24 protein-coding genes and 1 riboswitch are annotated in these 25,580 nt (G+C 37.0%); of the genes, 12 read left to right on the forward strand and 12 right to left on the reverse strand.

The genetic code is table 11. The features are described from left to right. Positions 1 to 35 precede the first annotated feature (35 nt). Positions 36 to 2,888, forward strand: coding sequence for a carbamoyl-phosphate synthase large subunit (gene carB / locus ABXZ36_RS15215; RefSeq protein WP_354616539.1), 2,853 nt, complete (start codon positions 36 to 38; stop codon positions 2,886 to 2,888). A gap of 99 nt (positions 2,889 to 2,987) precedes the next feature. Here carB and gnd read toward each other — a convergent pair whose 3' ends face one another. Then, positions 2,988 to 4,400, reverse strand: coding sequence for an NADP-dependent phosphogluconate dehydrogenase (gene gnd / locus ABXZ36_RS15220; RefSeq protein WP_354616540.1), 1,413 nt, complete (start codon positions 4,398 to 4,400; stop codon positions 2,988 to 2,990). A 231-nt stretch (positions 4,401 to 4,631) separates the two neighbouring features. On the opposite strand from gnd, the gene zwf reads away from it, so the two are divergent. Both zwf and pgl read left to right on the forward strand, forming a co-directional pair. Next, on the forward strand, positions 4,632 to 6,164 hold the full coding sequence (zwf, locus tag ABXZ36_RS15225) for a glucose-6-phosphate dehydrogenase (RefSeq protein WP_354616541.1): 1,533 nt from the start codon (positions 4,632 to 4,634) through the stop codon (positions 6,162 to 6,164). A 9-nt stretch (positions 6,165 to 6,173) separates the two neighbouring features. Next, on the forward strand, positions 6,174 to 6,899 hold the full coding sequence (pgl, locus tag ABXZ36_RS15230; RefSeq protein ID WP_354616542.1) for a 6-phosphogluconolactonase: 726 nt from the start codon (positions 6,174 to 6,176) through the stop codon (positions 6,897 to 6,899). Here pgl and ABXZ36_RS15235 read toward each other — a convergent pair. From ABXZ36_RS15235 to ABXZ36_RS15260, 6 genes are all read right to left on the reverse strand, one after another. Beyond that, complete coding sequence (locus ABXZ36_RS15235) at positions 6,880 to 7,425, reverse strand: acyl-CoA thioesterase (RefSeq protein ID WP_354616543.1); 546 nt, start codon at positions 7,423 to 7,425, stop codon at positions 6,880 to 6,882. The two genes, pgl and ABXZ36_RS15235, sit on opposite strands and share 20 nt — an antisense overlap. 6 nt (positions 7,426 to 7,431) lie before the next feature. Continuing rightward, positions 7,432 to 7,797, reverse strand: a complete 366-nt coding sequence (locus ABXZ36_RS15240; protein WP_354616544.1) for a 6-phosphogluconate dehydrogenase — start codon at positions 7,795 to 7,797, stop codon at positions 7,432 to 7,434. Then, complete coding sequence (locus ABXZ36_RS15245) at positions 7,794 to 9,152, reverse strand: DNA recombination protein RmuC (RefSeq protein WP_354616545.1); 1,359 nt, start codon at positions 9,150 to 9,152, stop codon at positions 7,794 to 7,796. The genes ABXZ36_RS15240 and ABXZ36_RS15245 overlap by 4 nt, the downstream gene beginning before the upstream one ends. 63 nt (positions 9,153 to 9,215) lie before the next feature. Then, positions 9,216 to 10,010, reverse strand: coding sequence for an ABC transporter ATP-binding protein (locus tag ABXZ36_RS15250; RefSeq protein ID WP_354616583.1), 795 nt, complete (start codon positions 10,008 to 10,010; stop codon positions 9,216 to 9,218). A 45-nt stretch (positions 10,011 to 10,055) separates the two neighbouring features. Then, positions 10,056 to 11,087 carry a FecCD family ABC transporter permease gene (locus ABXZ36_RS15255; protein ID WP_354616546.1) on the reverse strand — a complete coding sequence of 344 codons (1,032 nt, stop codon included), beginning with the start codon at positions 11,085 to 11,087 and terminating at the stop codon, positions 10,056 to 10,058. Continuing rightward, a complete protein-coding gene (locus tag ABXZ36_RS15260) occupies positions 11,088 to 12,233 on the reverse strand; it encodes an ABC transporter substrate-binding protein (protein WP_354616547.1) in 1,146 nt (381 codons plus the stop codon). 182 nt (positions 12,234 to 12,415) lie between these two features. After that, positions 12,416 to 12,659: riboswitch (cobalamin riboswitch) on the forward strand. A gap of 33 nt (positions 12,660 to 12,692) precedes the next feature. Here ABXZ36_RS15260 and ABXZ36_RS15265 point away from each other — a divergent pair. Together ABXZ36_RS15265 and ABXZ36_RS15270 are read left to right on the forward strand one after the other, a co-directional pair. After that, positions 12,693 to 14,537, forward strand: a complete 1,845-nt coding sequence (locus ABXZ36_RS15265) for a TonB-dependent receptor plug domain-containing protein (protein WP_354616548.1) — start codon at positions 12,693 to 12,695, stop codon at positions 14,535 to 14,537. Positions 14,538 to 14,550: 13 nt separating this feature from the next. Beyond that, positions 14,551 to 15,612, forward strand: coding sequence for a DUF5074 domain-containing protein (locus ABXZ36_RS15270; protein WP_354616549.1), 1,062 nt, complete (start codon positions 14,551 to 14,553; stop codon positions 15,610 to 15,612). Between the two features lie 70 nt (positions 15,613 to 15,682). On the opposite strand, the gene ABXZ36_RS15275 is transcribed toward ABXZ36_RS15270, so the two are convergent. Then, positions 15,683 to 17,170 carry a GFO_1087 family putative carboxy terminal peptidase gene (locus tag ABXZ36_RS15275; protein WP_354616550.1) on the reverse strand — a complete coding sequence of 496 codons (1,488 nt, stop codon included), beginning with the start codon at positions 17,168 to 17,170 and terminating at the stop codon, positions 15,683 to 15,685. Between the two features lie 221 nt (positions 17,171 to 17,391). On the opposite strand from ABXZ36_RS15275, the gene ABXZ36_RS15280 reads away from it, so the two are divergent. The 4 genes from ABXZ36_RS15280 to ABXZ36_RS15295 are packed head-to-tail and all read left to right on the forward strand — an operon-like array spanning position 17,392 to position 19,420. Further along, positions 17,392 to 17,901, forward strand: a complete 510-nt coding sequence (locus ABXZ36_RS15280; protein WP_354616551.1) for a GFO_1088 family ECF-type sigma factor — start codon at positions 17,392 to 17,394, stop codon at positions 17,899 to 17,901. Further along, the gene (locus tag ABXZ36_RS15285) at positions 17,888 to 18,307 is read left to right on the forward strand and encodes a PG0215 family putative anti-sigma factor (protein ID WP_354616552.1); all 420 of its coding nucleotides are present in this window, start codon (positions 17,888 to 17,890) and stop codon (positions 18,305 to 18,307) included. The genes ABXZ36_RS15280 and ABXZ36_RS15285 overlap by 14 nt, the downstream gene beginning before the upstream one ends. 11 nt (positions 18,308 to 18,318) lie before the next feature. Next, positions 18,319 to 18,870, forward strand: a complete 552-nt coding sequence (locus ABXZ36_RS15290; RefSeq protein WP_354616553.1) for a GFO_1090 family protein — start codon at positions 18,319 to 18,321, stop codon at positions 18,868 to 18,870. A gap of 4 nt (positions 18,871 to 18,874) precedes the next feature. After that, positions 18,875 to 19,420 carry a GFO_1091 family lipoprotein gene (locus ABXZ36_RS15295; RefSeq protein WP_354616554.1) on the forward strand — a complete coding sequence of 182 codons (546 nt, stop codon included), beginning with the start codon at positions 18,875 to 18,877 and terminating at the stop codon, positions 19,418 to 19,420. Positions 19,421 to 19,531: 111 nt separating this feature from the next. On the opposite strand, the gene ABXZ36_RS15300 is transcribed toward ABXZ36_RS15295, so the two are convergent. Both ABXZ36_RS15300 and purB read right to left on the reverse strand, forming a co-directional pair. After that, the gene (locus ABXZ36_RS15300; protein WP_354616555.1) at positions 19,532 to 20,419 is read right to left on the reverse strand and encodes a mechanosensitive ion channel family protein; all 888 of its coding nucleotides are present in this window, start codon (positions 20,417 to 20,419) and stop codon (positions 19,532 to 19,534) included. 167 nt (positions 20,420 to 20,586) lie between these two features. Beyond that, positions 20,587 to 21,930 (reverse strand): adenylosuccinate lyase, encoded by a 1,344-nt coding sequence (purB, locus tag ABXZ36_RS15305; protein ID WP_354616556.1) that lies wholly within the window; start codon positions 21,928 to 21,930, stop codon positions 20,587 to 20,589. Between the two features lie 258 nt (positions 21,931 to 22,188). On the opposite strand from purB, the gene ABXZ36_RS15310 reads away from it, so the two are divergent. Then, positions 22,189 to 22,662, forward strand: coding sequence for a heme-binding domain-containing protein (locus ABXZ36_RS15310; RefSeq protein ID WP_354616557.1), 474 nt, complete (start codon positions 22,189 to 22,191; stop codon positions 22,660 to 22,662). On the opposite strand, the gene ABXZ36_RS15315 is transcribed toward ABXZ36_RS15310, so the two are convergent. Beyond that, entirely contained in the window at positions 22,625 to 23,320 is a 696-nt protein-coding gene (locus tag ABXZ36_RS15315; protein ID WP_354616558.1) for an SIR2 family NAD-dependent protein deacylase, read from the reverse strand. The genes ABXZ36_RS15310 and ABXZ36_RS15315 overlap by 38 nt on opposite strands. Before the next feature lie 59 nt (positions 23,321 to 23,379). On the opposite strand from ABXZ36_RS15315, the gene ABXZ36_RS15320 reads away from it, so the two are divergent. Then, positions 23,380 to 24,036 carry a TrmH family RNA methyltransferase gene (locus tag ABXZ36_RS15320; protein ID WP_354616559.1) on the forward strand — a complete coding sequence of 219 codons (657 nt, stop codon included), beginning with the start codon at positions 23,380 to 23,382 and terminating at the stop codon, positions 24,034 to 24,036. A 333-nt stretch (positions 24,037 to 24,369) separates the two neighbouring features. Next, a complete protein-coding gene (locus ABXZ36_RS15325) occupies positions 24,370 to 24,765 on the forward strand; it encodes a VOC family protein (RefSeq protein WP_354616560.1) in 396 nt (131 codons plus the stop codon). Here ABXZ36_RS15325 and ABXZ36_RS15330 read toward each other — a convergent pair. Next, positions 24,749 to 25,573, reverse strand: a complete 825-nt coding sequence (locus tag ABXZ36_RS15330; protein WP_354616561.1) for a metallophosphoesterase — start codon at positions 25,571 to 25,573, stop codon at positions 24,749 to 24,751. The two genes, ABXZ36_RS15325 and ABXZ36_RS15330, sit on opposite strands and share 17 nt — an antisense overlap. Positions 25,574 to 25,580 lie beyond the last annotated feature (7 nt).

Below are 25,580 nucleotides of genomic sequence, written 5' to 3' on the forward strand. Positions count from 1 at the left end.
TTTGTTTATTAAATTTAGATTAAACGCCATATCCAATGCCAAAAAGAAAAGATTTAAAATCAGTTTTAATTATCGGTTCTGGTCCCATAGTGATCGGACAAGCTTGCGAATTTGATTATGCCGGTTCGCAGTCCTTACGTTCCCTTCGTGAAGATGGAATAGAAACTATTTTGATCAATAGCAATCCAGCTACTATCATGACAGATCCTTCCATGGCGGATCATATTTATTTAAAGCCATTAAATACAAAATCGATTATAGAGATCTTAAAAAACCACCCCAATATAAATGCTGTTTTGCCAACAATGGGCGGACAAACGGCTTTGAACCTTTGTTTAGAAGCGGATGAAAAAGGTATTTGGGAAGATTTTGGTATAGAACTTATAGGGGTAGATATAGATGCCATCAATATAACTGAGGATCGTGAAAAATTCCGAGAGCTGATGTTAAAAATAGGAGTAGGTATGGCGCCTCAGGCTACTGCAACATCTTTTCTTAAGGGTAAGGAAATTGCACAGAATTTTGGATTTCCTTTAGTGATCAGGGCTTCTTACACACTAGGAGGCGCAGGAGCATCTATTGTTTATAGGCAAGAGGATTTTGATGAAATGTTGAGTCGTGGTTTGGAGATTTCTCCTATCCATGAGGTAATGATTGATAAGGCCCTCTTAGGTTGGAAAGAATACGAGTTGGAATTGCTTAGGGACAAAAATGACAATGTGGTCATAATCTGTGCCATAGAAAACATGGACCCAATGGGAATCCATACAGGAGATTCCATCACCGTTGCACCGGCAATGACACTTTCTGATAAAACATATCAGAGGATGCGTGATATGGCCATTTTGATGATGCGTAGTATAGGTGACTTTGCTGGAGGATGTAACGTACAGTTCGCAGTTAGTCCAGATGAGAAAGAAGATATAATTGCTATAGAGATCAATCCCAGAGTTTCCCGCTCATCGGCCTTGGCCTCCAAAGCTACTGGATATCCGATTGCTAAAATAGCTACCAAATTGGCAATAGGTTATCACCTGGATGAATTAGATAACCAAATCACCAAGTCTACTTCTGCATTATTTGAGCCTACCTTGGATTATGTGATCGTGAAAATCCCTAGATGGAACTTTGATAAATTTGAGGGATCTGACAGAACACTGGGACTTCAAATGAAATCGGTTGGAGAAGTAATGGGAATTGGCAGATCATTTCAGGAAGCCTTGCACAAAGCCACACAATCTTTAGAAATAAAGAGAAATGGACTAGGGGCCGACGGTAAAGGATATAAAGATTACGATCAGATCATAAGTAAATTGACGATCCCTAGCTGGGACCGAGTTTTTGTTATATATGATGCCATACAGTTAGGTATTCCATTAAGTAGAATCCATGAGATCACTAAAATAGATATGTGGTTCTTGCGACAATATGAAGAATTGAATTTCTTAGAGAAAGAAATTGAAAAGTACACCATTGAATCCTTGTCTAGAGAGTTATTGTTGGAAGCGAAACAAAAAGGTTTTGCGGACAGACAAATTGCACATATGGTAGATTGCTATGAAAGTGAGGTCTACAATAAAAGATCTTCCTTAGGGATCAACAGAGTATACAAATTAGTTGATACCTGTGCCGCAGAATTTAAAGCCATGACGCCTTACTATTATTCTACTTTTGAAGAGGAAATAGAAACAGCGGATGGTAAAAGATACGTGGAGAACGATAGTATTGTCTCTGATAAGAAAAAAATTGTTGTTTTAGGCTCAGGACCAAACAGAATTGGTCAGGGAATAGAATTTGATTACTGTTGTGTCCATGGGGTTTTGGCTGCTGCTGAATGTGGCTATGAGACCATCATGATTAACTGTAATCCTGAAACGGTATCCACGGATTTCGATACTGCAGATAAACTTTATTTCGAGCCTGTCTTCTGGGAACATATTTATGATATCATCCGTCATGAAAAGCCAGAAGGTGTTATCGTTCAACTAGGAGGCCAGACAGCGTTAAAGTTAGCCGAAAAATTGGATAAGTATGGCATCAAGATCATAGGTACCAGCTTTAAATCCTTAGATTTGGCAGAAGACAGGGGTAGTTTCTCTAAGTTATTACAAGAAAACAACATTCCGTTTCCAGAATTTGGAGTGGCTGAAACGGCTCAAGAAGCATTAGAATTATCAGATCGCTTGAACTTTCCACTTCTCGTAAGGCCATCTTATGTGTTGGGTGGACAAGGTATGAAAATTGTCATCAATAAGGAAGAGCTGGAATCCCATGTGGTAGGTCTTTTGAGATCTATCCCCAACAATAAATTACTCTTAGACCACTATTTAGACGGTGCTATAGAAGCAGAAGCAGATGCTATTTGTGATGGGGAAGATGTATATATCATTGGTATTATGGAGCATATTGAGCCTTGTGGTATTCATTCTGGAGACTCCAATGCAACCTTGCCACCATTTAACTTAGGGGAGTTTGTAATGCAGCAGATCAAGGACCATACGAAGAAGATAGCCCTTGCCTTAAATACAGTAGGTCTTATCAACATACAATTTGCCATTAAAGATGATCTTGTATACATTATAGAAGCAAACCCTAGGGCATCACGTACAGTGCCTTTTATAGCAAAGGCGTATAAGGAACCTTACGTGAACTACGCTACTAAGGTAATGTTAGGAGTGAAAAAGGTTAAAGATTTCAATTTTAATCCACAGTTGGAAGGTTTTGCAATAAAACAACCGGTATTCTCTTTTGATAAGTTCCCTAACGTAAATAAAAATTTGGGTCCAGAAATGAAAAGTACTGGCGAGAGTATTTTGTTTATAGATAACCTAAAGAATGATGATTTCTATAACCTGTATCACAGACGTAAAATGTACTTGAGCAAGTAATATCAAAACCAAATTTCTTTAATCAAGAAATTTGCTTGAAGCATAAAAAAAGCCCTGTAAGATTTCTTACAGGGCTTTTTATTTGTGAGATTATTCTCATTATGATCCCCATTCTGTATGGAAAATTCCTTCCATGTCTACTCTTTCATAAGTGTGGGAGCCAAAATGATCCCGTTGTGCCTGTATAAGGTTCAATGGCAACCTACTGGAAGTATAGGCATCAAAATAAATTAATGAATTTGATAATCCAGGAAGTGGTATCCCACTTGTTGCCCCATAGGCGACAACTTCCCTAGCAGAAGCAACAGTACCTTGAACTTTGGAAACAAAGGTTGGTGCCAGCAATAAATTCGGAACATCTTTGTCGGCCAAATAGGCAGAGGAAATATCTTCCAATAATGCAGCTCTAATGATACAACCTGCTCTCCATATTTTGGCAATTACAGAAAGATCTAGCTCATACCCGTATTCTTTGGAGGCATCATTCAATTGGTGTAATCCTTGGGCGTAGGTATTAATAAAAGCAAAATATAATGCTGCTTCTGCCATTTTTACTAATTCTTTTTTGTCAATAGCCTTAGGTTCTGGTCTGCCATAAAGCGAATCGGCTAATACGCGTTCCTCCTTTAAGGCAGAAATCTCTCGCATACTAACGGCAATGTCAATAGAAGGAACTGGAATACCTAGATCCATCGCATTTTGTGAAGTCCATTTTCCCGTACCTTTTTGCTTTGCCTTATCCAAAATTTTATCTACTAACGCACCCTTGCCTTGATCATCTTTTTGGGCAAAGATTTCAGCGGTTATTTCAATGAGGAAAGATTGTAACCTTCCTTGGTTCCACTCGTTAAAAATCTCATTGAGTTCGTCATTATTAAATCCGCCTGCTTTTTTTAGTAAATCATATATTTCGGACGTTAGTTGCATTAACCCGTATTCAATACCGTTGTGAACCATTTTCACATAATTACCAGCAGATTTTGGACCTAAATAAGCAACACAAGGCTCTCCTTTGAATTTTGCGGAAACAGCTTCAAAAATGGGCTGTACTTCCTTATATGCCTCTTTATTACCTCCGGGCATGATGCTAGGACCTTTTCTAGCTCCTTTTGCACCTCCAGATACGCCAGAACCAAAGAAATGAATGCCTTTTTCCTTCAAATAGGCCTCTCTGCGATCTGTATCGGTAAAGAACGAATTTCCGCCATCTATAATAAGATCGCCCTTTTCAATTTCTGGTAAGAGACTTTCTATAACTGAATCCACAATTTTACCTGCAGGAACCAAGAGCATTATTTTCCTAGGCTTAGTTAATGCCTGAACAAAAGTTTTAAGATCCGTGGAAGCATTAACTTTATTGGTGTTGCCGCCTTCTTTCACCAAGGCGTCTACCTTTTCTTGGTCTAAATCATATCCGAAAGCAGAAAAGTCATTATCGGCCACATTAAGTATAAAATTACGTCCCATGACTCCTAGACCTATAAGACCAAAATCGTATGTAGTATTCTCCATAATTTATTTTTGTTTCGAATTAAAGGAATTCACAATTGTTATGTTAAGTAATTTACGATGTAAATTGTATAACTTAAATAAGTTTTATCTTAGCGCAAAACTAGAATGATTTCAAAATTAATTTAAAATATCGACTTTTGGGCCTATAGTTTTTTTTGAAACTCCCATTGTCTCTTTTTAGCCTAATTTTGTTGTATAAATGGATACATTCCATTGCAATTGCTATAGACTATGAATAAGACTGCAAATCAAATGTTAGTGATTTTTGGTGCCTCGGGAGATCTAACTGCCCGGAAGTTGGTCCCCGCAATTTTTAATTTATACAAAGGAAAACATCTGCCAGAAAAATTTGTAGTACTAGGTGCAAGTAGAAGTAATTTGTCCAATGAGGAGTTTCGAAAAAAGGTAGTACACGAGAGCAAATATTTAAAAGAAAGGGTAAAGGAAGGACAAGAAGATTTTATAAAGGCGTTCTCTGATAAATTGTTCTATGAGGATTTAGGTAAGGATTACGATACGGATTATACCAATATAGCCAAACGGATCAAGGATTTAAATGAAAAGTATGGTACAGAAGATAATTTCATATTTTACTTTTCTACACCTCCTAATTTATATGAGGTCATAGCCAAAAACCTTTCTGATCAAGGGTTAAATGATGAGACTAAAGGGTGGAAAAGACTCATAGTTGAAAAACCTTTTGGATATAGCTTGGAAACCGCTCAGGGATTAAATAAAGGACTTCAAAAATACTTTAACGAATCTCAGATCTACAGGATAGACCATTACTTGGGAAAGGAAACCGTACAGAATTTATTGGTGACCCGTTTTTCTAATAGTATTTTTGAACCACTTTGGAATAGAAACTATATACATCATGTTGAAATTACTAATGCTGAAAGCGTTGGGGTCGAAAAAAGAGGGGGATATTATGATAAATCAGGAGCCCTTCGGGATATGTTCCAGAATCATTTACTGCAGATTGTATCCTTTATTGTTATGGAGCCCCCCATTGATGCTAGTGCAGAGGCAATACGGAATGAAAAAGTAAAGGCATTAAAATCTTTACGTATCATGATAGAAGAAGAGACTTTGGCCAAGAATACCATAAGAGGTCAATACATCGCATCAGATGCTAATGGGAAGCATGTAAAGGGATATAGAGAAGAGGACGATGTTCACCCACAGTCCATGACGGAGACTTATGCAGCTATTAAATTTTATGTAGACAACTGGCGTTGGAAAGATGTTCCTTTTTATGTGCGTACCGCAAAGAGGATGCCAACAAAGGTTACAGAGGTGGTTATTCATTTTGAATCTCCCCACCATCAAATATTCAAGGATTCTGATATGAACAATAAGGATAATAAATTAATTATCCGGATCCAACCCGATGAGGGCATTATGATCAAATTTGGAGTAAAAGTTCCTGGTCAGGGCTTTAAAGTAGAACGTGCAAATTTGGATTTTTATTATTCCAGCCTGTCAGAAACTAATGTCATGGAAGCCTATGAGCGTTTATTATTGGATGCTATGCAAGGCGATGCAACGCTTTATGCTAGGGCAGACGAAGTTGAGGCAGCATGGAGCTTTGTGGATCCTATTCTAAATTATTGGGAAAATAGTCCCGATGTCCGGACCTATGGATATTCTGCTGGCGTATGGGGACCAAAAAACGGAGATGACCTTATTGAAGGCAGTATGGGATGGAGGAACCCTGGAGAATTTATGGCAGATGATCCTGGCTTCTGCGTAATCAATTAAAAACCTACAATGGAACTTAAAATATTTACAACCAAAGAAGAAGTAGCCAAACGTTTTTCGGAATATTTGGTGAAAATCACAAATTCTAAGGAAGATGTGCATATAGCCTTATCTGGAGGAAGTACCCCAAAAATTGTCTTTGATGTGCTTGCTGATGAATATGGAAAGGACATTAATTGGGATAATGTACATTTTTATTGGGGAGATGAACGTTGTGTACCTCCAACCCATGAGGAGAGCAATTATAAAATGACATCAACCCATTTGTTTAAAAAAATTAGTATTCCTGAAGGTAATATTCATCGGATTCAAGGAGAGGACGACCCAAAGAAAGAAGCGAAGCGATATGCACAGCTTTTAGACGATAGATTGCCAAAACGCAATAGAAAACCACAATTTGATCTAGTGATATTGGGAATGGGTGATGACGGACACACGGCCTCCATTTTTCCTCACGAAATTGAGCTATGGGATGCCAAAGAGAATTGTGTCGTTGCAGTACATCCAGATTCCGGGCAACGAAGAATTACTATTACTGGCAAAATTATTAACAACTCTAAAGAGGTTGCCTTTCTTGTGACTGGAGCGGGAAAAGCAGAAAAAGTGGAAGAAATTATGAAGAAGGAAGGGGATTATGTCTCTTATCCAGCTTCTTTAGTAGCCCCAACCTCAGGACAGCTTATTTGGTTTTTAGATTCAGATGCCTCTAAAGAGCTTATGTCAATTCGAGGCTAACATTTTCTGTCTTTAAGGCTTCTAGGTGGTCTTCCAGTTTAAATTTAGAAGAAGTGAACTTGGTGCTTCTTAGAGTAGATTCGTTTTTTCGTTGAATACTGCGAGCAAATCTTCGTACTCCTTGTTTGTCCGTTAGCAAAAGCCCGGGAACAGAAATGTTTTTACCGTTAGCATCTTTGGCTACCATTGTAAAATAGGAGGAATTGCAATGTTTGACCTCCCCTGAGGTGATGTTCTCCGATTCTACCCTCACACCCACAACCATAGACGTGCGTCCTGTATAATTGATGGATGCTTTTAAGGTTACCAATTCTCCCACTTCTATAGGATTTAAAAAATCTACTTTATTGACCGAGGCCGTTACACAGTAACTCCTTGAATGTTTTGAGGCACAGGCAAAAGCAATCTGGTCCATTAGGTTCAATATATATCCACCATGTATTTTTCCTCCAAAATTTGAATTTACGGGTAGCATGAGCTCCATTAAGGATATGCGGGTCTCTTTTGGTGTTTTAAACTTGTTCATGGTTGGTTAGTTTCTAAAATGTGGTGATCTTTCTGGTTTTACTTCTGTAATAAAATATCTTGTATCTCCCAACCAGGAAAAGGTTCTAAACCGTTCTGCATAGTTTACTTTTACATATTGCCCTTGATATTCTTGAAGCTTATTTATGACTTCTTTGTCCTTGTCGAGTACAGAAAAGGTAAAGATCTGGGCGCCGGATATGCCTTGGCTAATTTCTCCCTCCCAGGTTTTGATTAAAACCCCTTTATGGCTTATTTTTATGAGTTCTCCTGAACGTACTCCATCACTATAGGGAACATAATATATGAAGGCATAATATATGGAAAAGAGGGCTATTACTGCCACAATTCCTATTGTCAGAAATTTTCTCATAGTTCAAGTTTAGGTTCTTCCTCAAAATCGTCTTCAAGATCATCATCTTGTGCACGTTTTAGCAAGTTTTCTGGGATCGATTTTTTTGCTTTCGCCCCCATTCTTTTCAGCTTTTCAATGCTGGTAATAATATTTCCCCTGCCATCTATCAATTTGTTCATGGCCCCTTTATATTCTATTTTGGCCTCATCCATTTTTTTGCCCACTTTAGTAAGGTCAGAAACAAAACCTTCAAACTTATCATAAAGGGCTCCCGCCTGACGGGCTATCTCAATAGCATTTCGCTGTTGTTTTTCGTTGTTCCACATGCTGTCTATGGTCCTTAAGGTGGCCAATAGAGTAGAAGGGGTAACAATAATAATATTCTGTTCAAATGCCTTGTTGTAAAGGGAGTTATCATTGTTGATGGCAATGGCAAAGGCCGGCTCTATGGGCACAAACATCAACACAAAATCTGGACTATCCATTTCGTACAGATCTTCATATTTTTTGGCCGATAATTGATCAACATGTCTGCGAAGGGAATTAACATGGTCTTTTAAAAACTTATCACGCATATCGTCCTCCGCATTTACATAGCGCTCATAATCTGTTAAAGACACCTTGGAGTCTACAATCATTTTTTTGCCATCGGGCAGGTTGATGATTACATCGGGTAGAACACGACTTCCATCCTCTCTTGTAAAACTTTGTTGTACCGTATATTCCCGGTCTTTTTCCAAACCAGATTTTTCCAATACCCGTTCCAAAACCAATTCCCCCCAATTTCCTTGCATCTTACTGTCTCCTTTTAAGGCTTTGGTAAGGTTTTCTGCTTCTTGGGTGATCTTTAGGTTTTGTGTTTGCAAATTGGCCAGTTGTTCCTTTAAAGCGGAGTGCATGCCCACGCTCTCTTTTTGACTGTCATCGACCTTTTTTTCAAAAAGCAAGATCTTATCTTGTAGTGGAGTCAATATGTTTTTGATGTTTATTCTGTTCTGTTCGGTGAACTTGGTACTCTTTTCATCCAAGATTTTGTTGGCTAGGTTTTCGAACTCTTTGGTGAACTTTTCCTGAAGCTTTTCTACTTCTTGTTTTTGCTCCCTATTTTTTAAATCCAAATTCTCTAGGTCTGCTTGGTATCGCGTTATTTGGTTGCTCAATTGCTCTTTCTCTGAACGCAGCTGATCTTTTTCCCCATCTGAAGTTTTTAGTTTTTCTTCTAGAGAAGTGAGATTGTAACGCAGTTGTTGCTCCCTTTCCACTAGGGTACTTTGACCTGATTTTGTTTTTAAAGTTTGAATGTAATGGCCAAGAAAAAAGCCAAGGCCCAAAAATAATAATCCTAAAATGATGTAGGTAAGCAATCCGTCCATTGATAATATGTTCTCTGAGGTAAAGATAAAGGATTGATCTTAAATTATCACTCAACCTTGTTCTTACTTTTTAACTTTGAATGAACCTGATTGACTATCAAAAGTTATGGTGTCCGCGGGGAATAAATTTTCAAAACTTTTATGGGTAATGAGCTCACAGGGTTTCCCAAAGCTGCTTTTATTTTCTTCCATAATCAACATCTTGTCGCACAATTGAATTGCAATTTCAATTTCATGGGTTGTAAAGAGAATGGTTTTTTTAGTCTCATGCGCTATCGCTCGTAATAATTTCAAGATATGTACTTTATGGTAAAGATCTAAGTGGGAGGTAGGTTCGTCCAGTAACATAATACTTGTGTCCTGTGCCAAGGCCCTAGCAATCATAACTTTTTGGAGTTGCCCATCACTCAGTTCATAACATTTTTTATGTTGTAGTTCTTCAATTTGCACCATTCTTATTGCCTTGCTTATTTTATCTTTATCCAATTTAGTCAAAGTGCCTATCCAATTGGTATAGGGTTGCCTCCCAAGACTAATGAGTTCCAAAACGGTTAGATTTTTAGAAGCCACGGGCTCTGTTAATACAATGCTTATTTTTGACGCCAAACCCAAAGAGGTATAAGATTCTAAGTTCTTACCATCCAATAGTATTTCCCCAGTTAATTTAGGTTGTACCATTCCCAATGTCCGTAATAAAGTGGATTTACCAATACCATTAACACCTACTATAGCAGCCAATTCTCCTTTTTGTAGTGAAAAAGAAACATCCGTGGCTACAATATTTTTTTGTTTTTTATTTAGATAGCCTATGGTAAGGTGACTTGTGCTTAGTGCGATATGTGTATCTGTAGTATTAATTTTCGGTAGCTTAATTTGTTTATAGTCTTATCAATTGAAGTTTTCTTAAAATATCATCTTCCTTTTTCTAACCAATAACCAGATAACCACAGGTGCACCAATAATGGAGGTGATGGCATTTATGGGAAGCACATTGGCTGAGGTTGGTAATTGAGCAATGGTATCACATACCAACATCAGGATTGCCCCGTATAAAAGTACGGCAAGAACAAGTATTTTATGGTCGGTCGTATTAAAAATCTGCCTTGTCAAATGTGGCACGGCGAGCCCAACAAATGCTATTGGACCTGCAAAGGCAGTAATACCGCCGGCGAGCAGTCCGGTAGCCAGAATAATTAAAAATCTTTTTTTTACAATGTCTACTCCAAGACTTCGGGCATAATTTTCACCCAAGAGCATTGCATTTAATGATTTAATGGCTGCAATGCTCAAAAGAATGCCTATTGCAAGTATTATAAATAATAGCCCTATTTGTGACCAAGACAGGTTCCCAAGGCTACCAAAAGACCAGTAAACATATTGCTGTAATTTTTCAGCATTGGTAAAATAGGATAAAACGCTCACTACGGCTGCAGTGATACTGCCAAACATTAGACCTATGATTAAAAGAGCCATGGTATCTTTTACTTTTGAGGCTACAACCATAACGGCCAAAAGCACTATAAAACTGCCAATGCTAGACACAATAGCTAAGGAAATATCATTTATCAAGCCGAAGCTAAATAAGCCAGAAAACAAAGATGAGCCCATAATGAGCATAGCCGCACCCAAACTTGCACCGGAACTTATGCCCAACACAAAAGGTCCAGCTAAAGGATTTCGAAAAAGCGTCTGCATGAGCAAACCGCTTAAGGCGAGTCCACTACCCACCAATATAGCAGTCAAAGCCTTTGGTATTCTATAGTTCCATATGATGTAACCCCATGCCTCATTGGCAAGTGGCTCATTAAAAATAGCTTTTAGAGTGGACATAAATGGAATGGCCACAGATCCCAAACTGATATTAATCACAAAGCAAAGAATCAAGGCTAACAGCAAAAAAGTAAAAGGTGCTTTATATGATTTGGGTGACTGCATTTATTCCAAGGGTTTAAAAAAGAAAGGTTCATAAACCGGTAACAATTCTGGATGGAAGATATGGATGAGATCTTTTAAGACTAAATCGGGTCTATTTGGTGCCAACTCATAGTAAAGTACTCCGCCTGATGCTCCTTTTGAACTGGCATAGCTGTATATCTTACGTTCTTTAAATGCATTAAATTGGATATAATGTCTGTTGCCCTCTTCCAATTGTTTATAAGATGTGTATTGGGAAGGGGAGATCCAAAAATCGGCCTCTTTCGCAGTATCAAGAACACTTTCCACACTTAGAGATAAACTTCCTGTTTCTTCTGTGCTCCTCCATAAATAGGCAGCATTCGCATCAGATATAAAATTGGAAGCCCAACTTTTTCCTCCTGGCAGATACCACACATCCTTATAAAGAGCACCGCTTAAAACTGTAGGTCTGCTTTTAGCTTTGAGAGCCATTTGTTTGGCTTGGTTGTAATTGGTTTCAATGGCTTTAAAAATAGAATCTGCTTTTTTTTCCAGATGATAAAAAGGAGCAAAGAATTTGATCCATTCCGCTTTGCCCAAGGGAGTTTCTTCTGTCCAATCCCCATTGTAAACCACGGGGATGTTAGAATTCTGTATTGTGCTATAGGCTTTGTTACGATTGTCTATACTAAAACCTATCACTGCATCCGGTTGCAGGGCTATTACCATTTCGGCATTAATGGCTTCATTGTTGCCTAATTCCTGAACTATATTTTTAGCAATTAGGTTTCTAGTTTTTTCCGAAGAGATGTATTCAGTATTTGGGAACCCTATCAGTGTGTTCTCCACTCCCAGTATCTCCAAAGCGGGGATATGGGTAGTAGATGTTACCACAATTTTTGCAATAGGAGTGGCGATGACAGCGTCATATTCATCCCTATTCAAAGTGACAAAAGCTAATTTTTCCTTAGGGACCAAAGCATAAGTAAATGCTGCTTCCGCGTTTGGCCATGGCGAGGTTATTTTAATAGTGGTAATTCCTTCTGATGATTTGGTAATAGTAAAACCTTTAGCATGAGAAATAGCGATGGTTTCTGTTGGTATAGATGATGGAATTTTCTCTTTGGGTTCCTGTTTACAGGACAAAAAAACCAATAGTACCAGAAGACAGTGAATAGTTTTCAAAAAATAATGATTTTGGTATATGGGCAAAAGTAGTATTTAATTCTTGAATGAAATTTTAAACTACAGACTATAAAACCCATGATGCTTTGTTATTTGCTTAATCATTGCTTTTATTATTTGTGGATTATCTGTATTTCAGAATCTCAAACATAAAAATGGGTGATTTTTGTAAAAAAAGGTTTAATTTCGAACAGAATTTTGGTTTCTATTATTTTTAATAGGATTAAAAGGGAATTCGGTGTAATTCCGAAGCTGTTCCCGCAACTGTAAGCTATGCCCATTTGAATGGGTGCTCGCTACATCTTCAAAAACCACTGTTTATGCTGATACGTTTTCAGCACTTGTCCCTAAAAAGTCAAGTAATATAAATGGGAAGGTACGTAGTAAGACGCAAGTCAGGAGACCTGCCAAGTTCATAACTAAAATGAAAAGACTTTCGGGTAAAAGGTCTTCATTGATATGGAACTAAAACGGTTACTTTTATTTATTCCGGTATTCTTGTATACCTTTCTATTGCATGCCCAAACGGACAGTATTATTGTTTTGGATGAAGTGATTCTGAGCGACGCCAAATTAAAGTATTTTTCTAAAGGGCTAAAAGTTGAGGTATTGTCAGATTCAACCATTAGAAGAAATAGTTCTACACTAACCAATCTCCTTCAATTTAATTCCAATATATACTTTAAAGAAAATGGTTACGGTATGGTTTCCTCTGCTTCCTTTAGAGGCACCAATGCCTCTCAAACTGCCGTAATCTGGAACGGAATTAATATAAATTCCCAATTAACGGGACAGACCGACTTTAACACCATAAATCCACAAAATTATAATTCTGTTTCGGTAAGAAGTGGAGGAGGAAGTGTACAATACGGAAGTGGGGCTATTGGGGGTAGTGTATTGCTCAATGACTCTTTTTTGTTCGGAAAACATTTTTCCAATAGTTTGCAACTAGGTTATGGGAGTTTTAATACCAGAAGATTTGATTATGGGACATCCTATGGTTCGCAAAAAATTTCTTTAAATTTTGGGGTTAATTACAATGCCTCCGATAATGATTACAAGTATTTGGGTACAGAGAGAAGAAATGAAAATGGAGAATTCAATAACATAAATTTTAATACCTCCCTAGGATATTTAATTTCTAAATCCCAATTATTAAAGTTTTATCATACAACTTTTTATGGCAACAGGAACTTTTCTGGTACATTAACAGCACCCTCTAATGACAATTATAAGGATGTAAACTCGCGATCCTTGGTTGAGTGGAGCCAATTTAACGACAAGATAATAAAACGTCTTAAGGTTGCACATTTGTACGAAAGATATCGGTATTACTTTAACCAGGATAGACCTGAATTCACCTATGGAAGCACTAATTCCTATATTCTTAACTATGATGCCAAATACCAATTAGGTAGCATCACCTTAAATGGAATAGGGGAGTTAAGTACTATAGCTGCCGAAGGTTCTAATATAGAAAATGCAACAAGAAACCAAGCAACCGGAACGCTGATGTTTTCACACGAGGTAACCAACAAGTTTACTTATGGACTTAACGTAAGACAAGAATTGGTGTCGGATTTTCAAAGTCCCTTACTTCTGTCCTTTGATAGTAAGTACTTGTTTACCAAAAGATATAACATTAATATAAATGCTTCTAAAAATTATCGAATTCCTACTTTCAACGATCTATACTGGTCTGGTGCTGGAGCCATTGGCAACGAGAATCTTATTCCGGAGACTTCAAAACAGGCAGAATTGGGGCAGAACATAACAGGTCAGGGATACCTTTTTAATCTGACCGCTTTTTATATTTCCAGTGAAAACCTGATACAATGGACCCCTAATAATTCTGGGATTTTTAGCCCAAGAAATATAAAGGAATCAAAGCAATATGGTGCAGAAGTAGCGTTGGATTTAGAAAAGACTTGGGGGAAACACCAGCTTCGTTTTAAAAATTTATATGCCTATACCAAATCCGTGGATAAGCAAACCAATCACCAATTGATTTATGTTCCCGAGCACCAATTCACATCCAATTTGTCTTACCAGTTGAAACGTTGGGATGTTTATTATCAATTGTTGTACAATGGGTCTGTTTTTATAACAACCGATAACAGTGAAAGCCTTCCTGGATATAGTCTATCAAATTTAGGTGTTGAACATAATTTTCAACTTTCACCTAAGATAAAATGCACCCTTGGTTTTAAAGTCAATAACCTTTATAACACGTACTATCAAAATGTTGCCTTTAGACCAATGCCTAATAGAAATTTCAATCTTCAATTTATAACTAAATTTTAAACCATCAAAAACAATGAAAAGTACATCAATTCTAGCATCAGTTTTCATACTTAGCCTTTTAATAGGCTCTTGTAGTACAGATGACACTGAAACACCACAGGAACCTTTAGGCGCATATGAAGGTGGGATTTTGGTTTCCAATGAAGGACCCTTCGGCAATGGGACAGGAACTGTAACCTTTATTTCCAGTGACCTAAACATTACAGAAAGCGCTATATACAATAAGGTTAATGGAGAGGATTTGGGAAACATAGTTCAGTCTATCGGCTTTAATGGGGACCAAGCTTATATTGTGGCTAATAATTCTGATAAGATTACGGTTGTAAATAGATACTCCTTTGAGAAATTGGGTACTATTACTGAAGGATTGGATAATCCTAGATATTTTGTTTCAGTAAACAATACTGGTTATGTGACCAATTGGGGTGATCCGTTTGATGAGACAGACGATTATGTAGCGATTATCAATTTGCAGAATTTTACGGTAGCGGGGACTATTTCTGTTGTGTTTGGCCCTGAGGATATCGTAGTTAATAATAATACCATTTATGTGGCCCATCAGGGAGCCTTTGGCCAGAACAATATAATTACGGCAATAGATGCCAATACGAATACTGTTTTAGAAACTATAACAGTAGGAGATGTACCCAATTCCCTAGTTTTGGACCCACAGGGCAATTTATGGGTATTATCTGAGGGAAATCCTAGTTACACTGATAATGAAACAGCAGGCTCTCTTACAAAGATAAATACCTCCTCTAATTTGGTGGTAGACACTTTGGAATTTCAAAGTACCGATCACCCTGGACTCTTATGTTCTGATGGTATTGATTTGTACTATCAACTTAATGGAGCGGTTTATAAGATGAGCTATTCTGATAGTTCCTTGCCATCTGGTCCAAGATTCGGGGGAGTGTCTTTCTACACCATGGCCGTTGCCAATGGTAAGCTGTACGGTACAGATGCAAAGGACTTTGCTAGTCAGGGATCCTTAACAGTTTATGACCTTGACACGAATAGTGTTATCAAAACTGTTACAACAGGGATTATTCCTGGAGGAATATACTTTAACTAGCCTATAATAGTAACCAATAAAAAAGGGCTTGGTGAAACACCAAGCCCTTTTTTATTTACTTAGCTTCACATTAATTTTGTTGTTCTTGAGGAAGCAGGTACATATCGTAGTTAAATTTTGGAAATGATATCTCCTTTTCTGTTTTGAACATTTTCATGTTCGGTTCTAGAGTTCCCTTTTTACTTGATGCACCTAGAATAACATCTAATGTTGCCCGAAGTAATGCTTCATTAGGATCTCCAAAAGGTTTAATATCCGAGACAAATCTAAATTCCTCTACTAAAAATTCTGGATCAAAACCAAAGGTGTAATCACTTTGATCTTTACTATTAAAAACTTGAAAAACAATTGGTTGCATACCAATGGTATGATTTTTATTCCGATTGTCTAGATTAGTGTACGGAGAAGGGGAATCAACGACTGTTATAGAACCTTCATTCTTCCCAACAGTTTTTTCTCCAACCAAAATAACTTCCATATATGGCCTTAAGCCATTAATGATCATTTCGCTCGCCGAAGCAGTACCTTGACCAGTTATAACATATAATTTTGTAAGGCTTTTAATTCTGTTTGAAGGTACTTGTCCAGTATTGTCTCCTGATTTTTTATCATATAAATAGACCTCATTAAAAAAAGGAAAATTAACACCGTTATTGCCATCTCTTTTAGCATTGTATTGAAGTCTAGCAAACGTTTGGCTATTAGCAGGAACGTTACCATTAATCATACTAGCCAAAAATGCCGAGGTTAAAACAGAGCCGCCTCCATTATATCTTAAATCTAAAATGAGTTCGGTTATATTCTCGCTCTTAAAAGAGTTAAATACATCGTTTAATTCTCCATTGTAGGTTCTCGTAAAACCGTTATAAACTAAATAACCAATCTTTTTACCTCCTTCTTGAATAACTTGAAAGTGTTGAATGGGACTTACAGGAATTACAACAGCATTCAAGTTTATTTCACCTTCAATAGAGGTGACGTTTCCATTTTCTATATTAGCTAAGCCTAAGGAAATGCTTTTTTCACTAAATACTTTATTAATTATGGAGGCATTATCAACGTTCATGGTCACTCCGTCTACTCTGTTTATTATATCTCCTCTTTTTAAACCTGCTATATCAGCTGGGGAGCCGGCGACTACGTATGCAATAAAAATAACAATGTCTTCCGTATCTGGATTTGGTCTAATTAATCGCCTAGGAAATCCAATACCATAGGATTCTTTAATTCCATTAAAACTATTTAATTGTTCGTCTACATCGGGAATATACCATGAAAAATCATCGGTCACACCGGGTTGATACACTAAATCATTAAATAGATCTTCAGGAGAATTATAACTATTTAAATATTTATTAAAATCATCAGTAGTTTTGAATCTGGTATCGGCTAAATCAGGTTGATCTGCCTGCCAAAAATACCAATAATTCATTCCTTCCCAGATAAATTCATTTACTTCACTATTTAAAGTAACAGTAACAACCTCGGGTTCGTTATCCTTACTACAGCTGGCATTAAACATAACCATTCCTAAGAATAGCAAATACACCTTTTTCATAAATCTTTTTTTAAATAAATATGCTCAAATACCGTTCCAATTTTATGGAAGAATGTAACTCTATATATGGCGGGTAATGGGCAACTTTTTTTATAACGGTCGTAATAGTACGTTCTAAATTACTGAGTTTATATAGAATAAAAAATTTTTTGTAACAATATTCGTTATACTTCGTCTTCCTTATAGAAACCAACGTATGGTTACTAACAACCAAACCAATAATGAAACAAGTGGAATTTTTAAATGTGGTGATGCCTTTTAAGGATAAGCTATATCGTTTAGCAAAACGCTTACTGGTTTCAAAGGAGGAAGCGGAGGATGCCACTCAGGAAATTTTATTAAAGCTTTGGGCTAATAATACCAGCATGGCCAATTATAATAATGTAGAGGCTTTTGCAATGACTATGACAAAGAATTTTTGTCTCGATCGTTTAAAGTCAAAACAGGCCGGAAATTTAAAATTGGTCCACAGTAATTATAAGGATGAAAACACCTCCTTACAAAACCAATTAGAAGCCATTGACAGTGTTGGTTGGGTTCAAAAAATAATGGAGGAACTTCCGGAACAACAAAAATTGGTATTGCAATTAAGGGACGTGGAGCAGTATGAGCTAGATGAGATTGGGCAGTTATTGGATATGAAACCAACAGCAGTACGAGTTGCCTTGTCAAGGGCCAGAAAAGAAGTAAGAGTAAGATTAATGGCAAAACACAACTATGGAATTAGATAAAATAAATATGTTAATGGAAAAGTACTTCGAGGCTACTACTACGGTGGCAGAGGAGGAAGTTTTGAGGAACTATTTCCTAAATGAGAAAGTAGCACCACATTTAGAGCAGTACACTCCCTTATTTCAGTTCTTTTCCAGAGCTAAAGAAGAACGGTTCACCAAGCAGGTTCCATTAAAACCTAGAAAACAGCCGTATAGATGGTTATCCGTTGCAGCAGTCGCAGTTCTTGTATTTGGCATATATTTTGGTAGAAGTTACCAAGAAAAAAGAGAAGCAGAATTCGCTTATCAACAAACAAAAAAGGCCTTGACCCTCTTAGCCTCAAATTTTAGTCGAGGAACAGAGAAAGTGGCCTATTTGAAAGAATTTGAAGTAGCTAAACAAAAAATTTACAACAACAATTAAAAGAAAAAAAGATGAGAAATATTTTAGTAATACTAGTAGTAGCCTTTTTGTCCTATTCAGGGTTTTCACAATCCATGTTTGATAAATATGAAGATTTGGATAAGGTGAGCGCGGTCGTAGTCAATGAGAGCATGTTCAAATTATTGAGCAAAATAGAAGTAGATGTTGATGAACCCGAGGCAAAAGATTTTATGGCAATTGCCAAGAGTATAAAAAATCTAAAGGTTTTTATTACGGAGGATAAGGCCATATCTGCCGACATGAAATCATCGGTAGATAAATATCTAAAATCAACGTCTTTGGTAGAGTTGATGCGTGTAAAAGATAAGGATGCCAATGTTAATTTCTATATTAAAAGTGGAAAGGATGATGATCACGTAAGCGAATTGCTCATGTTTGTTACCGGCATTAATAATGCGAACATGGATGTTAATGGCCGTAAGGTGGAGACCGTATTACTTTCTTTGACGGGAGATATAGATTTAAACAAAATCAACTCCCTTACCAAAAAGATGAATCTTCCACAGGAATTGAACAAGGCAGGCAAAAACAATAAAAAGTAATAGTATGAAAACATCAATCAAAAAAACAGTACTTGCATTTGTTGCCATGGGGTTTTTGGCAGCTTGCTCTTCCAATCAGAGCATACAGGAATATTATGTGGACAACTCAAATAATCCAAATTTTATCTCCATTGATATTCCGGCCAGTATTCTAAATCTGGACAAGGCAGAACTATCACCTGAAGAGAAGAGAGCAATACAATCATTAAAAAAATTGAATGTCTTGGCCTTTAAAAAAACGGCAGAGAATGCTGCTGAATTTAAAGTGGAGAGTGCTAAGGTGAATGCAATCCTAAAATCTGATAAGTTTGTTGAGCTCATGAAATTAAAATCATCTTTTGGTAATGGAGTTGTCAAATACTTAGGTGAGGATGATGCAATAGATGAGGTAATCATTTTTGGTTCCAATAATGATCAAGGTTTTGCGTTGATCAGGGTATTGGGAGATGATATGAATCCAGCCTATTTGATGACCCTTATGAGAGCCTTGCAAAAATCTGATTACAAGGGAGAGGGTATTGGCAGTCTGCAAGATTTTATGAAAGGATAAGTCATAAACTAAATATCATAAAAAAACCTGTATCGTTTTTAGATGCAGGTTTTTTTTATGAAAAATATACAGTTCTACGTGCCGAAAATTGATATGAGCCTATGCTATGAACTAATCCTTATCGACTAGTACCTGCAAGTTGTTCTTGCCAAAATCCAATGTCCTGATAGGGAATGGAATATTGATATTCTGCTTGTCGAAATGTTCTTTGATTAATTTAATAGCCTTGTGCTTGGCAAAAAGTTCTTGCTTACTGTTGATCATATCTACGGAAAACCTGGTAAAGAAATTAATGGATGAATCCCCAAATTCCGTGAAATAAAATTCCACGGCCTCATCGTCTTTTTGTTCAAAATTTTCCGAGATTATTTTTACTACTATTTCCTCTACCTTTTGCAAGCTACTCTCATATCCTACCCCACAGGAAACCGAAATTTTAGTTCTTGGAGTTAACGAATAATTTGTAAACGAGCCATCGATAAATTTGGAATTGGGTATGATCACATAATTATTGTCTGGCTTTCTAATAACCATATTTCGAAGACTTATCTCGGTAACAAAACCTGCAGTTTCATCGGTTTCTATATAATCGTTGATACGTATGTTATCCATAAAGGAAAGGACAAGACCACCAAAAGTATTGCTTAAGGTGCCTTGAAGTGCCAATCCTATGGCTAAACCAATAACTCCAGCCCCTGCTAAAATACTAGTAAGAACCTTATCTAGTTCTAAGACCATGAGGGCAATAAAAAAGCCGGTCATTAAAATAGTGACAAAAATTACTTTGGCTATGATGTCTCTTATGGATATCTGACTAACTCTTTTCAGCAAGACTTTTCTAAAGAGCTTTCGTGTTCCCTTGGCAATGAAATAAAATATAATAAATATCCCTATAGCCATAAGGATGTTTGGGAGCTTAAGTATCAACATATCTAACCAGTTGTATAGCTTATCCCAAAGTTTTAATACTGCCCGTTCTAAAGAAAATTTATTGTCCATAGATAATTTTTTATGTTTTATTGAGGTTAAAAATAGCAAAAAATAATGGTGTCATTTTTCGATAGTTTTAAAACCCCTCCCTTCAAAAAAATAAAAATAATTGTGTAGGCATATAAAGTAAACAAAAAAGCCACCTGGCTGGTGGCTTAATTTTTCAGAACTTTTTATTAGATCCCCGTATAATTACTTGGTGTTATTGCCTTTAGTTCTGATTTGATAGCTTCAGTGACTTCCAAAGTATCTATAAAGCTAGCAATGGATTGTTGCGTAATTTTCTCATTGGTACGCGTAAGTCCCTTTAATGCTTCATACGGGTTTGGATAGGCTTCCCTTCTCAATATCGTTTGAATCGCCTCAGCTACTACTGCCCAATTATTTTCCAGATCCTGTTCAAATTTTTCTTTGTTCAACAATAATTTGTTCAATCCCTTAAGGGTCGCCTGGAAAGCGATCAATGTGTGTCCAAATGGAACTCCCACATTACGCAACACGGTACTATCCGTTAAATCGCGTTGTAATCTGGAAACTGGAAGTTTCGCTGACAAGTGCTCAAATATGGCATTTGCTATTCCAAGATTTCCTTCTGAATTTTCAAAATCGATAGGATTAACCTTATGGGGCATGGCTGAAGACCCTACTTCTCCTGCTTTTATTTTTTGTTTAAAATAATCCATGGAAACATAGGTCCAAAAGTCCCTATCCAAGTCTAGGATGATATTGTTGATTCTTTTTAGAGTATCAAAAAGCGCTGCCAAGTGGTCGTAATGTTCAATTTGGGTAGTGGGAAAGGAATGGTGTAGTCCCAGTTTTTCCTGCACAAAGGTTTCGCCAAATTTTTTCCAATCTACATTGGGGTATGCAACTTTATGAGCATTGTAGTTTCCTGTAGCTCCACCAAATTTTGCAGCGCTAGGAATATTATTCAATAAATTGAACTGTTCTTTTAATCGTGTAGCAAAAACTGCTATTTCTTTTCCCAATCGGGTAGGAGAGGCAGGCTGTCCGTGTGTCCTTGCCAACATGGGTATTGCGGCCCATTCATTTGCCAATTCCTGCAATTTGGTTAGGATCTCCATGTATTGAGGAACATATACCTCATTCATTGCTTCTTTAATGGAAAGGGGAATAGAAGTATTGTTTATATCTTGTGAGGTTAATCCAAAATGGATAAACTCCTTAAAGGACTGTAATCCTAAAGAATCAAATGCTTTTTTTAAAAAATACTCTACAGCTTTAACATCGTGGTTGGTAACTTTTTCAATGTCCTTTATCGCCTGGGCATCTTTGGTATCAAAATTTTTATAAATATCCCGAAGGGTGTCAAATTTTGAATGATCAAAAGATTGTAATTGTGGAAGCGGAATTTCACAAAGGGCAATGAAATATTCAATTTCAACGCGTACTCTATATTTGATTAGTGCCTCTTCAGAGAAATAAGGGACCAAAGAAACAGTTTTACTTCTGTAGCGTCCATCTATTGGAGATATGGCATTTAATTCGTTTAGTGACATCTTTTAGGAAATTGATTATTTTTTTGAAAGTCTCAAAGATAGCTATTACTTAAGGAGTTTAAAAGTTTATAGGGGCCAATGGATTAAGATTCTTTTATTTATAGGGTATTTTTATTGAAATTTTAAGTAGCTATAATTTACCTTTTAAACCCTAAGCACTGGTAAGCACTTTATAAATAAAAAGGAGTTTTGAATTTTTCCTAAAAAATATTAATCATAGGTTTAAATTTAGTACTTTTCTTTTTCAATTTTCATGATATGAAAACAGCAAAAAGGATAGGGTGGATTTTATTGATTGTTTTTATAGGCATGCAGCTTTATAGGCCAGCTAAGAATGTGGCCAGTGGAGAACATACAGCCGTTTTTCTTTCAGAAACTAATCCGCCTCAAGAGGTGAAACTTATTTTAGAAACTACCTGTTACGATTGCCACAGCAATAATACAGTTTATCCTTGGTATAATAATATTGCCCCCGTTTCCTATTGGTTGGCAGACCATATTAATGAGGGTAAGGAACATCTCAATTTTTCTGATTGGGAAAATTATACTTCTAAAAAGAAAGAGCACAAACTAGAAGAATTAGTAGAAGAGGTAGAAGAAGGGGAAATGCCACTAGAGGAATATACCTGGACCCATGAAGAAGCGCGTTTAAATCCTAAACAAAAGGAAATGATCATGGTCTGGGCAAATAAATCTAGAGTGCTCTATCAATTAGGTCCGCTACCACAGTAGGAACACCAATTGCAGCTGTTTTTTGAACGATGATGAGATTTTCAAATGCTGAGGGTGATATATTAGGTTTAGGATCAATAAAATATATAGGAGATTGCGTTGGGGTGAATTGTACGAGGCTAGCTGCAGGATAAACTTGCATAGAGGTGCCAATAATTATAATGATATCTGCGTTTTGAGTAATTTCAATGGCTTTGTCTAACATGGGTACCTCTTCCCCGAACCATACTATATGTGGTCGCAATTGACTTCCCTTGTTACATGTATCTCCTAAATTAAGGTCGTTCTTCCAATCAATGATCACATCTGGATCAATGCTACTCCTTACTTTTAATAGTTCTCCATGTAAATGTAGAACCATGGAACTACCGGCTCTCTCATGTAGGTCGTCCACGTTTTGAGTAATGATGGAAACATCATAGAATTTTTCCAAGGCTACTAGTGCGATATGGGCTTTATTTGGGCTTACATCAAATAGTTGTTTTCTTCTCTGGTTATAAAAATTGAGTACAAGAGTAGGATTGTTAGCGTATCCCTGTGGGGTAGCAACTTCCATGACATCATGCCCCTCCCATAAGCCATTGGAATCCCTAAAGGTTTTTAGGCCGCTTTCTGCACTAACTCCTGCCCCTGTAAGGACCACTATTTTTTTTCTCATAGCCGCTTTCTTAAAAATGATTTATGCTATAAAAATAGAGATTTTAGTATATTCGATGTATGATTGACGAGCAACTTTTAAGTTATTTGGAAGAATTTATAACTCCTGAACGCAAAGCAAAGTTTCTTAAGATTTTGGAACAGCGCACAAAGCACATTACCGTGGCGGTAGAGGATGCGTATCAAATGCATAATACAAGTGCGGTAGTTAGAAGTTGTGATGTTTTTGGAATACAAGAAGTACATTTGATAGAGAGCAGGTATGGAAAAAGATTGGATTCCGAAATAGCTATGGGAGCCCAAAAGTGGGTAGATGTAAATCGATATAACACTACCAAAGATTGTTTGACATTGCTAAAGGAACAAGGGTATAGAATTATTGCTACCACTCCGCATAATGATTCCTGTTTGTTGGACGACTTCAAATTGAAAGGAAAGACGGCCCTATTTTTTGGCACCGAAAGAGATGGTTTGAGCGAGGAAGTAATAAGTAATGCCGATGGCTTTTTAAAGATTCCGATGGTGGGCCTTACCGAAAGCCTCAATATTTCTGTTTCTGCAGCAATTATTTTACAACGGCTCACTACTGATTTAAGAATCGGAGAGCTCCCATGGCATCTTACCGACAATGAAAGGAAGGGAATTATGTTGGACTGGACCAAAAAATCCATCAAGAGTATTGATGATATTTTAGAGCGATACCAAGAAGGAAAATAGGTTGAAATTTATTATATTGAAGTACATGTAAATATTAGTTACTAGAAAGGTAAAAAAGTAGGGGAAGGGGAGCAAGAGATAACCAAAATTGTAGAAGGGGAACTCATGGAAGGTGAGCTGCGTTTTATGAAGCCATTTGAATCTACTTCTGACTGCTACCTTATCGCCAAGGAGATTTCTCTAAAAGAAACCAAAGTAATTTGGGGCTTTAAAAGGTAAAAATATTTTTCCCACGACCATCATGGCACTTTTTATAAATATGGACAACATGGTAGGCAAGGATTTTGAAGAAGGCTTAGAAGATCTAAAAGTAATACTTGAAAAAGGCTAGTTATGGAACACAATATGACCGGTTGGTTTGAGATTATTGTAACCGAAATGGAACGCGCCAAAAAGTTTTACGAGCGCGTATTTAACATTACCATTGAGGTACATGATTTAGGAGGTTTGATAATGGGATGGTTCCCATATGCCTCGGGGAAATCAGGACCTTCTGGTTCTTTGGTGCAACACAAGATGTATGTTCCCAGTGAAAAAGCGGGACCCTTACTTTATTTTTCAAGCAAGGATGTTGCAGAACCACTTGGCAAGGTTGAAAAAGCAGGAGATAAAATAATTCAAGCCAAGAAAGAGATAGGAGGGGGCATGGTTTTATGGCTTTGTTTATTGATACAGAAGGCAATAGATTGGCTCTACATTCCCAGCAGTAGTCTCAAATATAAAATATAGAGGCTTCAGCTCTGGCTCCAAATCTTATAGGCACTACACTTGTGCCTATTCCTTTGGAAACAAACATTCTGGTCTCCTTGCTTTCATACCAACCTTTAACATATCTGCCACTTCCTCCAGGAGTATATAATATCTTCCCAAAAAAAGTTACTTGTCCGCCATGAGTATGTCCGGAAAGTATTAGTTTAATATTGGTTCCCAAGGTTCTATTGATACGTTCAATATCATCTCGATACCCTGGACAATGATTAAGGACAATGGTTTCCAAAGATTTATTTACATTTCTAGCAGCTTTATAAAAGTCCGCATTTCCTCCTATGTAGTCATCCAAACCGATGATATTAAGGGTTCTGCCTTCTTTTTTTAGACTACAATTTTCATTCACTAAAAGCTCTCCATTGTTATCTTGATATAGCTTTTTTAAGGCTTGGATATCAACATTTCCAGAATATTCAACATTACCTAAAATAGCTACCTTATATATTGTTGCATCAATTAAGCTTAGAAAATTATTCAATAGGGGCAGTCTGCTATTGTAGTTGATGGCATCCCCAGTAATGAACACCACATCTGGTTGCTCTTGATTGATTCGGCGGGCGATACTATGGTGGAACGTTTTAATTTCGTCCAAATGCATATCCGAGATTTGAATGGCTTTTATTTTTTGGGTCTCACCTCCAGATATATCATATTCTGTCCAACTTATTATATATTTCTCAAACCAGAATCCATCCAAAACTAAGAGACTAAAAATACCCGTAACCCCGGTAAGTAGTCGTATGACAAAATTCCTCCTATTTATCTTCATTTATGGT

The organism is Sediminicola arcticus, from assembly GCF_040566695.1.
In the GTDB taxonomy this organism is placed as follows: domain Bacteria; phylum Bacteroidota; class Bacteroidia; order Flavobacteriales; family Flavobacteriaceae; genus Sediminicola; species Sediminicola arcticus.

Coding starts and splice junctions, on each gene's coding strand:
- carB (WP_354616539.1), top strand. CDS start 36: ATGCCAAAAAGAAAAGATTTAAAATCAGTTTTAATTATCGGTTCTGGT.
- gnd (WP_354616540.1), bottom strand. CDS start 4,400: ATGGAGAATACTACATACGATTTTGGTCTTATAGGTCTAGGAGTCATG.
- zwf (WP_354616541.1), top strand. CDS start 4,632: ATGAATAAGACTGCAAATCAAATGTTAGTGATTTTTGGTGCCTCGGGA.
- pgl (WP_354616542.1), top strand. CDS start 6,174: ATGGAACTTAAAATATTTACAACCAAAGAAGAAGTAGCCAAACGTTTT.
- ABXZ36_RS15235 (WP_354616543.1), bottom strand. CDS start 7,425: ATGAACAAGTTTAAAACACCAAAAGAGACCCGCATATCCTTAATGGAG.
- ABXZ36_RS15240 (WP_354616544.1), bottom strand. CDS start 7,797: ATGAGAAAATTTCTGACAATAGGAATTGTGGCAGTAATAGCCCTCTTT.
- ABXZ36_RS15245 (WP_354616545.1), bottom strand. CDS start 9,152: ATGGACGGATTGCTTACCTACATCATTTTAGGATTATTATTTTTGGGC.
- ABXZ36_RS15255 (WP_354616546.1), bottom strand. CDS start 11,087: ATGCAGTCACCCAAATCATATAAAGCACCTTTTACTTTTTTGCTGTTA.
- ABXZ36_RS15265 (WP_354616548.1), top strand. CDS start 12,693: ATGGAACTAAAACGGTTACTTTTATTTATTCCGGTATTCTTGTATACC.
- ABXZ36_RS15270 (WP_354616549.1), top strand. CDS start 14,551: ATGAAAAGTACATCAATTCTAGCATCAGTTTTCATACTTAGCCTTTTA.
- ABXZ36_RS15275 (WP_354616550.1), bottom strand. CDS start 17,170: ATGAAAAAGGTGTATTTGCTATTCTTAGGAATGGTTATGTTTAATGCC.
- ABXZ36_RS15280 (WP_354616551.1), top strand. CDS start 17,392: ATGAAACAAGTGGAATTTTTAAATGTGGTGATGCCTTTTAAGGATAAG.
- ABXZ36_RS15285 (WP_354616552.1), top strand. CDS start 17,888: ATGGAATTAGATAAAATAAATATGTTAATGGAAAAGTACTTCGAGGCT.
- ABXZ36_RS15290 (WP_354616553.1), top strand. CDS start 18,319: ATGAGAAATATTTTAGTAATACTAGTAGTAGCCTTTTTGTCCTATTCA.
- ABXZ36_RS15295 (WP_354616554.1), top strand. CDS start 18,875: ATGAAAACATCAATCAAAAAAACAGTACTTGCATTTGTTGCCATGGGG.
- ABXZ36_RS15300 (WP_354616555.1), bottom strand. CDS start 20,419: ATGGACAATAAATTTTCTTTAGAACGGGCAGTATTAAAACTTTGGGAT.
- purB (WP_354616556.1), bottom strand. CDS start 21,930: ATGTCACTAAACGAATTAAATGCCATATCTCCAATAGATGGACGCTAC.
- ABXZ36_RS15310 (WP_354616557.1), top strand. CDS start 22,189: ATGAAAACAGCAAAAAGGATAGGGTGGATTTTATTGATTGTTTTTATA.
- ABXZ36_RS15315 (WP_354616558.1), bottom strand. CDS start 23,320: ATGAGAAAAAAAATAGTGGTCCTTACAGGGGCAGGAGTTAGTGCAGAA.
- ABXZ36_RS15320 (WP_354616559.1), top strand. CDS start 23,380: ATGATTGACGAGCAACTTTTAAGTTATTTGGAAGAATTTATAACTCCT.
- ABXZ36_RS15325 (WP_354616560.1), top strand. CDS start 24,370: ATGGAACACAATATGACCGGTTGGTTTGAGATTATTGTAACCGAAATG.
- ABXZ36_RS15330 (WP_354616561.1), bottom strand. CDS start 25,573: ATGAAGATAAATAGGAGGAATTTTGTCATACGACTACTTACCGGGGTT.